Annotated in this window: 11 protein-coding genes and 1 rRNA gene; all 12 read left to right on the top strand. The window is 66.4% G+C overall.

All coding sequences use genetic code 11. The features are described from left to right. Window positions 1-334 precede the first annotated feature (334 nt). The 12 genes from rrf to xerD all read left to right on the top strand — a co-directional run bounded on the left by rrf (window position 335) and on the right by xerD (window position 13824). A 5S ribosomal RNA gene (gene rrf / locus ACZYZE_RS12500) occupies window positions 335-451 on the top strand. Window positions 452-1068: 617 nt separating this feature from the next. Further along, window positions 1069-2703 carry a hypothetical protein gene (locus ACZYZE_RS12495; RefSeq protein WP_463907962.1) on the top strand — a complete coding sequence of 545 codons (1635 nt, stop codon included), beginning with the start codon at window positions 1069-1071 and terminating at the stop codon, window positions 2701-2703. Beyond that, the gene (locus ACZYZE_RS12490; RefSeq protein WP_459317096.1) at window positions 2690-3313 is read left to right on the top strand and encodes a DUF3558 domain-containing protein; all 624 of its coding nucleotides are present in this window, start codon (window positions 2690-2692) and stop codon (window positions 3311-3313) included. The genes ACZYZE_RS12495 and ACZYZE_RS12490 overlap by 14 nt, the downstream gene beginning before the upstream one ends. Before the next feature lie 912 nt (window positions 3314-4225). After that, entirely contained in the window at window positions 4226-5311 is a 1086-nt protein-coding gene (locus ACZYZE_RS12485; RefSeq protein ID WP_463907960.1) for a tetratricopeptide repeat protein, read from the top strand. Window positions 5312-5317: 6 nt separating this feature from the next. Further along, window positions 5318-6307 (top strand): HAD-IIA family hydrolase, encoded by a 990-nt coding sequence (locus ACZYZE_RS12480; protein ID WP_463907958.1) that lies wholly within the window; start codon window positions 5318-5320, stop codon window positions 6305-6307. 10 nt (window positions 6308-6317) lie between these two features. Further along, the gene (locus tag ACZYZE_RS12475; protein ID WP_463907956.1) at window positions 6318-6587 is read left to right on the top strand and encodes a hypothetical protein; all 270 of its coding nucleotides are present in this window, start codon (window positions 6318-6320) and stop codon (window positions 6585-6587) included. 1 nt (window position 6588) lies between these two features. Further along, on the top strand, window positions 6589-7401 hold the full coding sequence (locus ACZYZE_RS12470) for a TlyA family RNA methyltransferase (protein WP_463907954.1): 813 nt from the start codon (window positions 6589-6591) through the stop codon (window positions 7399-7401). 22 nt (window positions 7402-7423) lie between these two features. Beyond that, entirely contained in the window at window positions 7424-8470 is a 1047-nt protein-coding gene (locus ACZYZE_RS12465; RefSeq protein WP_463907952.1) for an NAD kinase, read from the top strand. Window positions 8471-8473: 3 nt separating this feature from the next. Then, window positions 8474-10213, top strand: coding sequence for a DNA repair protein RecN (recN, locus tag ACZYZE_RS12460; protein WP_463907950.1), 1740 nt, complete (start codon window positions 8474-8476; stop codon window positions 10211-10213). Window positions 10214-10315: 102 nt separating this feature from the next. Next, entirely contained in the window at window positions 10316-12091 is a 1776-nt protein-coding gene (pyrG, locus tag ACZYZE_RS12455; RefSeq protein ID WP_459317285.1) for a CTP synthase, read from the top strand. A 27-nt stretch (window positions 12092-12118) separates the two neighbouring features. Further along, entirely contained in the window at window positions 12119-12781 is a 663-nt protein-coding gene (locus tag ACZYZE_RS12450; protein WP_459317103.1) for an NUDIX domain-containing protein, read from the top strand. Between the two features lie 116 nt (window positions 12782-12897). Continuing rightward, window positions 12898-13824, top strand: coding sequence for a site-specific tyrosine recombinase XerD (xerD, locus tag ACZYZE_RS12445; protein ID WP_463907981.1), 927 nt, complete (start codon window positions 12898-12900; stop codon window positions 13822-13824). Window positions 13825-14250: the final 426 nt, after the last annotated feature.

Here is a 14250-nt window from a genome sequence, read left to right as displayed (position 1 = left end):
CATACACCCTCGGGTGTGAGAGGCCCCCAGCCAGACCACTGGGTTGATAGGCCGGATGTGGAAGCGAGGACTAACGACTCGTGAAGCTGACCGGTACTAATAGGCCGATAACTTACACCACACACTCCCTTCGTGAACGGATTCAAAAGACGTTCACACCATGAAGAGAGTACAAAGATAACAAGACTGCTTGCGTCCACTATGTGGTTCCCAAACAACAAACCCTCACCGGCACGTTGTCCCAGGGAACAAAAACACAACACAACAACACCACAGTTGTAACCACAAATTTCCCACCCCCACGCCCAGGCGCGGACCGGTGCGGAGCAAGGGTTACGGCGGTCACAGCGTGGGGGAAACGCCCGGTCCCATTCCGAACCCGGAAGCTAAGACCCACAGCGCCGATGGTACTGCACCCGGGAGGGTGTGGGAGAGTAGGTCACCGCCGGACACTATTTATCAACTCAGGTCCCGACAAGGAATGTCGGGACCTGAGTCATTTAACCCCCCAACCCGCCCCCGCCCGCCCGCGCGCCGAGACTGGGTACGTGGGACTATCGCAAACTCTCCGAGCATACTTCAAGTGCTTCCCAAGCAGCCGCCGCAAATGCAGACGGTGAGGAAGCAGGCAGCTGGTGTAGTTATCAGCGTGTTAGGCAGCTGTCGTGAAGGTCTCGTGTAACCTCGTGAACGGATGTGCCGCAGCGGCACCTGTAGTGGGGGAAGAAACTCAACATGAAACGTTCAGGAATAGTGACCGCGGCAACTCTGCTGGGCTTGATCTTGGCAATGAACGGCGGGTTGGCCGCCGGTGCAGCCAGTCCGCAGTTTGATGTGGCGGTGAAGGCCGGTGTCGGGCTAGAGAGCCCAGCTCCGTCGAGTAGTACGACAAGTTCAGGTGCTCCGGTAGAGTCCGCGAAGACTAAACCCGCTGTGTCGGCGACCCCTGCACCGTCTTCGACGATGACCCCAGCCCCCCAACCGACCTCTAGCGGAAATCCCGGGGTGCCGGTCCCGGTTCCTGAGGCGACTTCTGCAGCTAAGAATCCCCCACCTGGGCAAGATCCTTTGGCGGGGCAGGCAGCGCTTGGGGCCGGCGAAAAAGCCATTAGCGCACGCTGGGTGCAACTCGGCGGTGCCACTGGCAGCTTAGGAAGATCGGTTTCCGCGGTTTTCTGCGGTCTGAAGAGTGGTGGTTGTGCCCAACGTTTCGAAGGCGGGGCCGTCCACTGGTCCGCTGGCACGGGGGCTCATCCGACCCGGGCTGCGATTGCCGAGCGGTGGGCGAGCCTGAATTGGGAATCCGGGCTGCTCGGCTACCCGGTGGATGCCGCATACTGTGGTCTGCGCGACAACGGTTGCGTTCAGCATTTTCAGGGTGGAGCCATGCACTGGTCGGCTGCCGCGGGGGCTCATCCGACTCGGGCTGCGATTGCCGAGCGCTGGGCGAGCCTGAATTGGGAATCCGGACGACTCGGATATCCTCTTAGCGCCGAGGCCTGCGTATTGCGGAACTCAGGTTGTGTCCAGCGCTTCCAAGGCGGGGTTGTCTACTGGTCTTCGGCCGGTGGCGCCCAGGCGGTTTGGGGCTCTATCCTGACCGGCTACGGTGACATGTCCTGGGAAACAGGACGCATGGGATATCCCGTCGGTGCCGAAATCTGCGGGTTGCGCAGCAACGGTTGCCTGCAGCGTTTTGAACACGGGGCCATGCACTGGTCCGCGGCTTCCGGTGCGTTTGGTACGACGGCGGGCATCGCTGAGCGATGGGCCAGTCTCAACTGGGAATCCGGACCTCTCGGTTACCCTGTGGGCCGTGAATACTGTGGTCTGCGAAACGACGGCTGCGTGCAGCGTTTCCAGGGCGGCGCCGTATATTGGTCGCCGTTTGGCGGAGCCCAGCCTATTTGGGGCGCCATCCTAGGGACCTATGGCAGCCGCGGATGGGAGCACGGGTCTCTCGGTTACCCTGTCTCGGCCGAACACTGCAGCAACGCGTGCGTCCAGGAGTTCCAGTACGGCCGCTTGACATGGAGTTCGACGAGCGGAATCGACTTCCACCTGCGTTCAGACGGCTATTGCGCAGCACTGAACCGTGGAAGCGTCCGCTACAACACTTCCGCTCCTTCACGAGTCTCCTTCGCCATTGCGGAAGGTTACCCGAATACGAGTGTCAACTTCACGACCTGCGTCAAGGACGGCGGAACCTTCCGGCTCGAATGGGTGGTTCCCGGATTTGCCGGCGAAAGCGGTTTCGCCAGACCCGGCGTCGCATCTGGCCCCACAATCAACAAATACTCACCCACCGGAGCCTTCTCGGTCACTGAAGCGTTCGGTTTGGGCGATCCGGGCACCGCTCTCTCCTACAGACACTTGAATCCTTATTCACGCTGGGGCGGAAGGCTCAACGCCAACTACAACAAGTACTTCGAGTCAAGTGCCGATGTCTTTCCAGACGAGAACATGTGGTATTACGCCACCCGCGCGTCTCACGACTACAGGCAGGGGGTAGTCATCAATTACAACCGACCGCCGGACTCGCCTATTGTTCCGAATGCCGGATTTGCCATCTTCCTGCATGCCAACAGGGTCCCAACATGGGGCTGTATTTCCCTGGGCGAAGCTGACATCGTTAGGTATCAGCGCTCGGCCGTCCCGGGCGACAAGATTGTGATGGGGGTCGTGGACGATGTGTTTTGGTAAACTGCACGGCAGATTAAGTCTGGCTTTGGTCCTCGCCTGCGGTATCAGCCTGACGGCTTGCAGCGGAACGACGACGGTGCCGGGCGACGCAGGTAGCCTCCAGAGTCCGTCTGCCAGCGTCAATCCCGTTCCCAGCATGGCACGGGATGGCTCGAGCCTGCTTCCGACGAATGTCCTTTCCTCCTGTGGGGAACTTGGGCCAGATCGGATCCGTGAAGTTCTGGGAGACGCCGCCGCCGAGATCCAGCCGAGTGAAACTTCTGGCAGCGTGGACCCCTCCGGTACCCGACGCGAGAGCTGCGTCTATTCCCTAGATTCAGGGCGTACGACGACGCATGCGGTAGTTGTCGAGGTCACAACCTTTGGTTCCATCGAAGAGATAGCGGGATCAGCCCCTTTTGCCGCGATGACCAATTCAGTCGAGGTGCCCGATCTTCCCGGACAAGCGAGGTTCGCCGTGATAGAACTTAGCGGCTCGACGGAATATGCCCTGGTGATGGCTAACGGACCTAAACTCTTGAGACTCATCGTCTCGTTGCCGACGTCTTCATGGACCGCGGCAGACGGTCTCGCCAAGCTGAAGGAGATGGTGGGGCCGGACAAAGCCTAGTGCACTTGCTCGACTACACTGGAAGCTGGCTTAGAGACTCCGTGATCCCCAGGGATTGGTCGTGTCCGGGCAAGACGCAACGAGAGTAGTACGGCTGCGAGCGCGCCAGTCGGGGGCTCGCAATAGGAGGAATCCAGCATGGCTGAGCACAACGACCGTAACCGCGGCGGCAACGACCGCGGCAACTTCGGCGGCGGACGCAGTTCCGGAAGCGGAGGATTCCGCGGCACCAACAATTCAGGTGGCGACCCCCGCGGCTTCCGTGCCAGGGAGGACCGGGGATCGGAAGGATCCCGGCCTTCGTCCGGCGATCGGGATCGCAAGCCGTTCGGCGACCGTCCGGCGCGTGAAGGTGGCCGCAAGCCTTTCAGCGGCGGCGGGGATCGCAAGCCTCCCTATAGTGGTGGTGGTGGCGGGGATCGTAAGCCGCCGTATGCCGGTGGCGGCGATCGTGACCGCAAGCCGTTTGGTGATCGTGCTCCGCGTGAGGGTGGCGGTGAGCGTCGTAGCTTCGGTGGTGGCGGGGATCGTAAGCCGCCGTATGCCGGTGGTGGCGATCGTGACCGCAAGCCGTTTGGTGATCGTGCTCCGCGTGAAGGTGACCGCAAGCCTTTCAGTGGCGGAGGGGATCGCAAGCCTCCCTATAGCGGTGGCGGTGACCGGGATCGCAAGCCTCCCTTCAGTGGTGGCGATCGAGACCGCAAGCCCTACGGCGACCGTGCCCCGCGTGAAGGTGCCGGAGAGCGTCGCAGCTTCGGCGGTGGCGATCGTGACCGTAAGCCGCCCTACAGCGGCGGCGACAACCGGAAGCCATTCGGCAGCCGTGATGATCGTCCCGCGCGCGGCTTCGACCGCGGCGAGTCGGGACCCCGCCAGTTCGGCCGCGACCGGCCCGAAGACCGGCCCGTTCGTGTGCCCAACGCCCGGGATCTCCGCAGCGCGAACCGCCCCGACCGTGAGCGTTCACCGCAGATCGACGACGACGTCACGGGCAAGGAACTGGACCGCGCCACGCACCACCAGATCAAGACCCTCGAGGAAAACAGCGCGGAGTGGGTTGCCCGCCACCTGGTCATGGCCGGGCGACTGATTGACGACGAACCCGAGCTGGCCTTCCAGCATGCCCTCGCGGCAAGCCGCCGCGGTGGACGCCTCGCTGCAGTCCGCGAAGCCGTCGGTCTGACGGCCTATGCCGCCGGACACTATGGTGAGGCGCTGCGCGAATTCCGCACCTACCGGCGGATCAGCGGCTCCAACATGCACCTTCCCGTCATGGCCGACTGCGAACGCGGACTTGGACGCCCGGACCGCGCCCTGGACATGGCGCGCTCCGAAGAGGCCAAGGATCTCGATGCACCGGGCAAGGCGGAGCTCGCCATCGTGGCTGCCGGCGCCCGGACCGATCTGGATCAGCTCGACGCCGCAGTCTCCGAACTGGAGATCGTCCAGCTGGACATCAACCGCGCGTTCTCCTACAGCCCCCGGCTCTTCCGCGCCTACGCTGATGCCCTGACCGCAGTTGGCCGCACGGCCGAAGCCGAGAAATGGCAGCGCCAGGCCGTCGTCGCTGAAAACGCACTCGGCGTCGACGTCTCGGACGACCCGGACATCATTGACCTCGGCTGGGACGAGGAAGAGGAAGCCCGCGAGGAACAGCAGCGGCGCCGGCTCCTGGCCGAACAGTCCGCCCAGCAGGCCGCCGCTGCTGCCGATGAGCAGGCACCCCGTGCCGCCACCGCGGCTGCCGTTGCCGGTCTCCCTGAAACGCCCGCAGCCGTGGAAGGCATCAGCGCGCTCGAGGAAGGGTCTGACGACGTCGAATCCGACTTCTGGGAGTCCGACGACGCCGAGTCAGATGAAGACTCCGTGGAGAAGGACGCACTGGACCGCTCCGAGGTACTGGCTGGTGACGATTCCGGCGAGACCGGCCGGCCGGAAGGCGACGAGGACTCCTACAACGAAGCGGACTCCGGCCAGCCGGAACGCGCGGAGGACTAAGCGCGGATGGCCGGAACGGAGCTGATCTCGGGGTTCGACGCGCTGCTCGCTGACCTCGACGGCGTGGTTTACGCAGGACCCCACGCCATTCCCGGGGCGGTGGAGTCGTTGCGTAGGCTCGGCGGCATCGGCGTCGGACTGGGCTACGTCACCAACAACGCGTCCCGGACGCCCGCGCAGGTTGCCCAGCACCTGCGCGAGCTCGGGGCGCCGGCCGAGGACCATCAGGTGGTCAGCTCCCCGCAGGCCGCCGGGGAACTGCTGGCCTCGCTGCTGCCCGCGGGCGCGCGTGTGCTGATCACCGGCGGCGATGCCCTGGCCCGCGAAATTGAGCTCGCCGGGCTTGTGCCGGTGCGCAGCGAGGCCGAGAAGCCTGTCGCCGTTGTGCAGGGTTTCCACCCTGACCTCGGCTGGAAAGACCTCGCCGAAGCCTCCTACGTTGTTGCCGGAGGCGCTCTCTGGGTGGCCACCAACACGGACATGTCCATTCCCCAGGCCAGGGGCATCGCCCCCGGCAACGGCACGCTCGTCGCCGCCGTGGCCGCGGCAACCGGCCAGCGTCCGCTTGTTGCGGGCAAGCCCGAGGCGTCCCTGTTCCATGCTGCCGCCAAGCGGCTGGCCTCGGACCGGCCGCTTGTGGTGGGCGACCGCCTGGACACCGATATCCTCGGCGGTAACAACGCCGGGTTCGCCACGGTGGCCGTGCTGACCGGCGTCGACACGCGGGAAACCATCCTCGCTTCCCGAACGCTGGAACGGCCGGACTACCTCATCAACGACCTCACGGACCTCTACCGTCCCTACCCGGCGGTGGAGCACGACGCCGGGCGGTACCGCTGCGGCGCCGCCTCCGCCGTTGTGCACGGACCGACGGTGCGCATAAGCGGTGATCCCGCCGATCTCGATTCCTGGCGGGCCGCCTGTTCGGCCTGGTGGGCCGCCAACCCCGAGGCCGCCACCGCCCTGGCGCCGCTGATCGAATGGCTGGATCACTAGACTGGAAACCATGACCGAGCTGACCCCTGAGACGCACCCCGCCAGCGAAACGGACCCGGATACGGCAGAAGACACGGCGGAAGCCAGCGTCGGCTGGCCGCCGCTTCCGGCCGGAGCAGCAGCCCAAGACCCCACGGTCGAGGCCCTGCTGGAACGGCTCGTTGGACTCCCTGGGCGGCCGGTATCCGTCCACGGCGAGGTCTACGCAGGCCTGCACGAGGACTTGATGGACGCATTAAACGAAGACCTAACCGGACACAACGCAGCGGGGGAATCCTAGAATGAGCAGGCTCGACCAGGCCCTCGTCAGCCGTGGACTCGCGAGGTCCCGGACCCATGCCGCACGCCTCATCGCCGAAGGGAAAGTCAGCTCCGGCGGCGAAGTGCTCGCCAAAGCCTCCCTCCAGGTCCAGGACCACACCCTCCTGGACGTCGCGGCAGCAGAGGAGGACAACTACGTCAGCCGCGCCGGACACAAGCTGGCCGGCGCCCTGGACGCCTTTCCCGCCGTTCAGGTTGAGGGCGAGAGGTGCCTCGACGCCGGAGCCTCCACGGGCGGGTTCACCGAGGTGCTGCTCCGGCGCGGTGCGGGCCACGTCGTGGCGGTCGACGTCGGACACGACCAGTTGGTCCCGCAGATCCGGAACGACCCGCGCGTCTCCGTCCATGAGGGCCTCAACGTCCGCTACATGACGCCCGACGAGATCGGCGGACGGGTAACGCTGACGGTCGCGGATCTGTCCTTCATCTCCCTGACCCTGGTGCTCGCGACCCTGGCGGTCTGCACCGAACCGGGCGGCGACCTGGTCCTGATGGTCAAGCCGCAGTTCGAGATCGGCAAGCACCGGCTGGGCCGCACCGGCGTCGTCACCTCGGAGCGGGAGCGCCGTCTCGCAGTGGGCAAGGTCGCGGCGGAAGCCATGGACACGGGCATGGAATTGATGGGACTCGCCAGCAGCCCCTTGCCCGGCCAGGACGGAAACGTCGAGTACTTCCTGTGGATAAAGCGCGGGATTGGAACAGACCTGCCTAAGATCGAGGAGCGGGACGCAGCCGTTGCTGCGTTACTCGGAACGATCTGGCCAAAGTACTAGAAGCACTAGAAGGCGGAACCCGATGAGCAGGCGTGTCCTCATCCTTGCCCACACCGGCCGCGAGGAATCGCTCAAGGCTGCCTGGGAGGCTTGCGCCCAGCTCCACGCCTCCGGCATTGTTCCGGTGATGCAGAAATCCGAACTCGGCGACATGGTCCGCTTCTTCGGGCGCCTCGACCAGCCGGTCGAAATCCTGCATGACCATGTGAAGCTGCCCGACGTCGAACTCGTTATGGTGCTCGGCGGCGACGGTACCATCCTGCGCGCGGCGGAACTGGTGCGCGAGGTCGACGTGCCGCTGCTGGGCGTCAATCTGGGCCACGTCGGGTTCCTCGCCGAGAGCGAACGGGCGGATCTGGCCCAGACGGTCGAGTGGATCGCCCGCCGCGACTACACCGTGGAGGAGCGGATGACCATCGATGTCCAGGTCTGGGTCCGCGGCCAGAAGATCTGGCACACCTGGGCGCTCAACGAGGCCGCGATCGAAAAGGGCAACCGGGAACGGATGCTCGAAGTGGTCACCGAAGTCGACGAGCGACCCTTGACGTCCTTCGGCTGCGACGGCGTCGTCCTCGCCACACCCACCGGCTCCACTGCCTACGCCTTCTCCGCCGGCGGCCCCGTGGTGTGGCCGGAAGTCGAGGCGCTCCTGATTGTTCCGATCAGCGCCCACGCCCTTTTCGCCAAACCGCTCGTGGTCTCACCCCGCTCCAGGCTCGCCGTCGAGATCCTGAACCGGACCGGCGCCCAGGGCGTGCTGTGGTGCGACGGCCGCCGCTCGGTGGATCTCCCGCCGGGGGCCCGTGTGGAAGTAACCCGCTCCGCCACGCCCGTCCGGCTCGCCCGCACCCATCAGACCCCTTTCTCCGGCCGCCTGGTCCGCAAGTTCGAGCTGCCCATCCAGGGCTGGCGGGGCCCCGCGCCGCACACTGAAGCCGTCCACACCGGACCGGTTCCGGTGGTCCGTACGCTCAGGCCTGCCACGCCGCTGGCTCCCCGGCACGCCGGCCAGGACGCCGCCTACGATTCCGCTCCCGACTCCACCATCGATCCCACGACCGCGAAGTGACCCATGCTTGAAGAACTGAGAATCCGCGACCTCGGCGTCATCACCGACGCCACGCTGCCCCTCGGCCCGGGACTGAGCGTCGTGACCGGTGAAACCGGCGCCGGCAAGACGATGGTCGTGACCGCCGTCGGTCTGCTGCTTGGTGCGCGGTCCGACGCCGGCGCCGTGCGCAGCGGCGCGAAGAGCGCCTCCGCGGAGGCCACCGTGACGCTCGACGCCGGGCATACCGCCGTGGCGCGCGCCCGCGAGGCAGGGGCCGAGGTGGAGGAGTTCGACGGCCGCGCCGAACTGCTGATCGCCCGCAGCGTGGGCGCCGACGGCCGGAGCCGCGCCTATATCGGCGGACGCGCCGCCCCCGTGGGGGTCCTCGCCGGGATCGGCGAAACACTCGTGGTGGTTCACGGCCAGTCGGACCAGATCCGGCTCAAGAGCCCGGTGGCGCAGCGCGGCGCCCTGGACAAGTTCGCGGGGGACAGCCTCGCCGGGACCCTCGCCGCCTACCAGGAGCTCTACGGGCACTGGAGGTCCATCCAGACGCAGCTGGACGAGCTCCGCAGCGCCGCCCGGGAACGACTCCGCGAGGCCGAATCCCTCGAGGCCGCACTCACCGAGATCGACGCCGTCGACCCGCAGCCGGGGGAGGACGACTCACTCAAGGCAGAGGCCGTGAAGCTCGCCAACGTTGAGGAACTCCGGATCGCGGCCACCTCGGCACACCAGGCGCTGATGGCCGAGGACTTCGGCGAGGATGCCGACGCCACGACGCTGGTCGATGCCGCCAAGCGGACCCTGGAACACGTCGCCGAACATGACGGGGAACTCGGGGCCGCGGCCGCCCGGCTGGCCGAGGTTGGTTTCCTGCTCAATGACATTGCCGCGGAACTCGCCAGCTACCAGGCCGCGCTCGACACCGAGGGCCCCGAGCGCCTCGCCGAGATCGAGGACCGCCGCGCCGCGCTGGCGAACCTCGTGCGCAAGTACGCGCCGAGCATCGACGAGGTGCTGGTCTGGGCCGAGGTGGCCCGGGCGCGGTTCCTCGAGCTGCAGGACGACTCCACCCGGATCGAGGCAATGGACGCCGAAGTCACCCGCACCGAGGCGGAGCTCGGCAAGCAGTCGGCAGCGGTCAGCAAGCTGCGTAGGAAGGCCGCCAAAGAGCTCTCCGCCCGCGTCAGCTCCGAACTGAAGGCGCTGGCCATGGCGGACGCCACCCTGGTCATTAACGTCGAGCCGGGCCCGCAGCTGGGCCCGTTCGGTGCTGACGAGATCTCCTTCCTGCTGCAGCCGCACTCCGGTGCCCCGGCCCGTCCGCTGGGCAAAGGCGCCTCCGGCGGCGAACTGTCCCGGGTGATGCTGGCCATCGAAGTGGTGCTCGCCGCCGTCGACCCCGTTCCGACCTTTGTCTTCGACGAGGTCGACGCCGGCGTCGGCGGCCGGGCCGCCGTCGAGATCGGCCGGCGGCTGGCGATGCTCGCCCGGCATGTCCAGGTGCTCGTCGTCACGCACCTGCCGCAGGTGGCAGCCTTCGCCGACCAGCACATCCGTGTCACCAAGACTTCGGTACGGGGCGCTGACGGGGCGACGGCGACCGGCTTCACCTCCAGCGACGTCCGGCTCCTCGACGAGGCAGAGCGCGTCCGGGAGCTTGCCCGCATGCTGGCAGGCCAGGAGGATTCCGAATCTGCGCAGGCCCACGCCCAGGAGCTGCTGGACGACGCCAGGCTCTTGCCGCAGCAGGCCTGAGGCGGGCCGCCCGCGGCCGGCCCGACGAGCTGGGACAACCATCACATCCAATCGAAGGAACGCCCTGGGACCCGGCAAATGGACCCGTGAAAGGCTCAAATGATGATAGGCTCGAACTCCGTGGTGCAGCGATCAAATTCCCGTGTAAATTCCCGGTTTCCGGGCTCGTCCAAGACGACCAAACACATCTTCGTCACCGGTGGTGTGGCGTCCTCGCTCGGTAAGGGACTGACGGCTTCGAGCCTCGGTCACCTGCTGCGGGCACGCGGCTTGTCTGTAACTATGCAAAAGCTCGATCCCTATCTGAACGTGGATCCGGGCACGATGAACCCCTTCCAGCACGGCGAAGTCTTCGTCACCGACGACGGCGCCGAAACGGACCTCGACATCGGCCACTACGAGCGCTTCCTCGATGAAAACCTCGAAGGCTCGGCCAACGTCACAACCGGCCAGATCTACTCCACGGTGATCGCCAAGGAGCGCCGCGGCGAATACCTCGGCGACACCGTCCAGGTCATCCCGCATATTACCGATGAAATCAAGCGGCGCATGAGGCTTCCCGCCGAGGGCAAGCACGCCCCCGATGTCATCATCACCGAAATCGGCGGCACCGTGGGCGACATCGAGTCGCAGCCGTTCCTCGAGTCCGCCCGCCAGGTCCGCCAGGACATCGGCCGCGGAAACGTCTTCTTCCTGCACGTTTCCCTTGTGCCGTACATCGGGCCGTCGCAGGAGCTGAAGACCAAGCCGACGCAGCACTCCGTGGCCGCGCTGCGCTCCATCGGCATCCAGCCCGAGGCGATCGTGATCCGATCGGACCGCGACGTGCCCCAACCCATGCGGGACAAGATCGGACGCATGTGCGACGTCGACATCGACGCCGTCATCGGCTGCCCGGATGCCCCGAGCATTTACGACATCCCAAAAACCCTCCACTCGCAGGGCCTGGATTCCTATATCGTCCGCGCCCTCGATCTGCCCTTCAAGGACGTGGACTGGACCAGCTGGGACAAGCTCCTCGACGCGGTCCACAACCCCAAGCACGAGGTTGAGATCGCCCTGGTGGGCAAGTACATCGACCTCCCCGACGCCTACCTGTCCGTGACCGAGGCCCTGCGGGCCGGCGGCTTCGCGAACGATACCAAGGTCAAGATCCGCTGGGTCCCCTCGGACGAATGCGAAACCCGCGAGGGTGCCGTCAAGGCCCTTGCCGGCGTCGACGCGATCTGTGTCCCGGGCGGCTTCGGCATCCGCGGACTCGAAGGCAAGCTGGGCGCGCTGAAGTTCGCCCGCGAAACCAAGCTCCCGGTCCTTGGCCTGTGCCTTGGCCTGCAGTGCATGGTCATCGAGTACGCCCGCAACGTGGTGGGCCTCGAAGGCGCCTCCTCGAGCGAGTTCGAGCCGGACTCCAAGTACCCGGTCATTGCCACCATGGAAGAGCAGCTGGACATCGTCGACGGCAAAGGCGACCTGGGCGGCACCATGCGCCTGGGCCTGTACGAGGCCAAACTGGATGAGGGTTCCGTGGTCGCCGAGACGTACGGCACCACCAATGTCAGCGAACGCCACCGCCACCGCTACGAGGTCAACAACAAGTACCGCGACCAGATCGCCGCCGAGGGGCTCGTGTTCTCCGGAACGTCCCCCGACGGCAAGCTGGTGGAGTACGTGGAGCTTCCCCGCGAAGTCCACCCGTACTACGTGGCCACGCAGGCGCACCCGGAGCTCAGCTCACGGCCCACGCGCCCGCATGCTCTCTTCATCGGCCTGGTCAGGGCTGCCCTGGGGCACCAGAAAGGCATCGGCAGCCAGAAGGCCGCCGCTGCCAACGGTGCGGCAGCGCCCGCCGGCAAGCCCTCGCCGGTAGCGTCCAAGTAACCGGTAACTGAATCAAAGGACGGCGCGATGCCCGGCAATTCTGAAACCCCCAAGGCTGTACGGCAGGTTTCGGATGAGCCCAGCCCGCGCCGTCTTTTGTCGTCCGAGACGGTTTACGAAGGCCGGATCTGGGATGTTGTCAGCGACAGTTTCCAGCTCAACGACGACGGCGAACCACTGGTCCGCGACTATATCGACCACCCCGGGGCGGTGGCCGTCCTTCCCATGAACGACGCCGGCGACGTTCTGCTGATCAAGCAGTACCGGCACCCCGTCGGCATGGACCTCTGGGAGATCCCGGCCGGGCTGCTGGACGTCGAAGGCGAGGACTTCGTCGTCGGGGCGGCACGGGAACTGGCCGAAGAGGCAGACCTCATTGCCGGGCAGTGGAACGTCCTCGCGGACTTCTTCAATTCCCCCGGGTCCTCCAGCGAGGCCATCCGGATCTACCTTGCCCGCGGCCTGAGCGACGTGCCCGGGCACAAGCTGCACGTCCGCACCGATGAGGAAGCCGAAATCGAACTCCACTGGATCCCGCTCAACGCCGCCGTCGCGGCGGTGCTGGAGGGCCGGCTGCACAATCCGTCAGCCGTCGTCGGCGTCCTGGCCGCCGCAGCCGCCCGTGCGGACAATTTCCAGGGACTCCGTCCGGCCGACGCGCCGTGGCCCGCCCACCCCAGCCGGCGCTGAGCGTGGAAACGCTGACCGCCGAACCGCCGGCGGCGGAGCAGCCGGCCCCTGAACAGGCTCCCGACGCCGTTCCCTCAAAGGTGCCTTCGCGCCCGCTGACCGCGGTTGACCGCGCCATGACGGACTACCTGCAGCACATGGGGGTCGAGCGCGGGCTCGCCGCCAACACCCTATCCGCATACCGGCGGGACCTGGCCCGCTACGCCAGGCACCTCGCCCGGACCGGACGCCAGCGCCCCGCCGAGATCACGCGGCACGATGTGACCGGCTTCGTCCAGGCCCTGTCGGACGGATCCGACGGCGGCTCGGCCCTGGGCATCCGCTCGGCTGCCAGGACGGTGGTGGCCGTGCGCGGGCTCCACAAGTTCTGGGCGCTCGAAGGCGTGACCCCCACGGACCCGGCCGGTGATGTCCACCCGCCGATGCCCGGCAAACGGCTGCCCAAAGCCATCAGTGTCGATGAAGTCACGAGGATCCTCGAGGCGGCCGGCAGCGACACGGCAACCGGACTGCGTGATCGTGCCCTGCTGGAGTTCCTGTATTCCACCGGTGCGCGGATCAGTGAAGCCATGGGCCTGGATGTCGACGACATAGCACTGCGGCCCGCCGGGCAGCCGGAACAGGCCGGACCGGCGATCGTCCGGTTGTTCGGCAAGGGCTCCAAGGAACGGCTGGTCCCGCTGGGATCGTTCGGGGCGCGCGCCCTCGACTCCTACCTGGTCCGCGGCCGGCCGTTGCTGGCAGCCAAGGGCAAGGGAACCCCGGCCCTTTTCCTGAATGCCCGCGGCGGCAGGATCAGCCGGCAGAGCGCCTGGACCATCCTCAAGGCCGCCGCCGAAAAGGCAAACGTCACCAAGGACGTCTCGCCCCACACGTTGCGGCACTCTTTCGCGACGCACCTGCTCGAAGGCGGGGCGGACGTCCGGGTGGTCCAGGAACTGTTGGGCCACGCGTCTGTCACCACCACGCAGGTGTACACCCTCGTAACGGCGGACACCCTGCGCGAGATCTACGCCGCCGCCCATCCGCGGGCGCTGGGCTAACGCCACCGTTCGCCTGCTTCGCCGGTTGGCAACCTGGCCGCGTGGCCCAACGATTCCGCGGGCGTCGGCCGGTGCCGGTGCCCTATCGGCTTCTCGTGGCCCGCGGCGGAGGCCGTCTAATTGTCTGTACCTGATGATGTGATTGCAGTGTGGATAGCAGGACAGCGTGGAGCATTGAATGCCGGGAGGCAGCTGAGGCAGCTGAGGCCGTGGCTGCGTCCGCTGCTGCGCTTGGTGCCAACCCGGACAGTCACTCTAATGTCGGTGCCTCGAGAGACAATTGTTGTGTGGATAGCAGGGCAGCGTGGAGCATTGAATGCCGGGAGGCGGTGCAGGCCGTCGCCGCGTCCGCTGCTGCGCTTGCTGCTCTCACGGGCACGGGGACAGACCGCTCTTTCTTGGCGGGCACTCATTCGAAGGACGGCG

This window comes from Pseudarthrobacter woesei (genome assembly GCF_055412745.1).
Note: the sequence above shows the minus strand (reverse complement) of the source record. Positions and strands in the feature narration are given on the sequence as shown.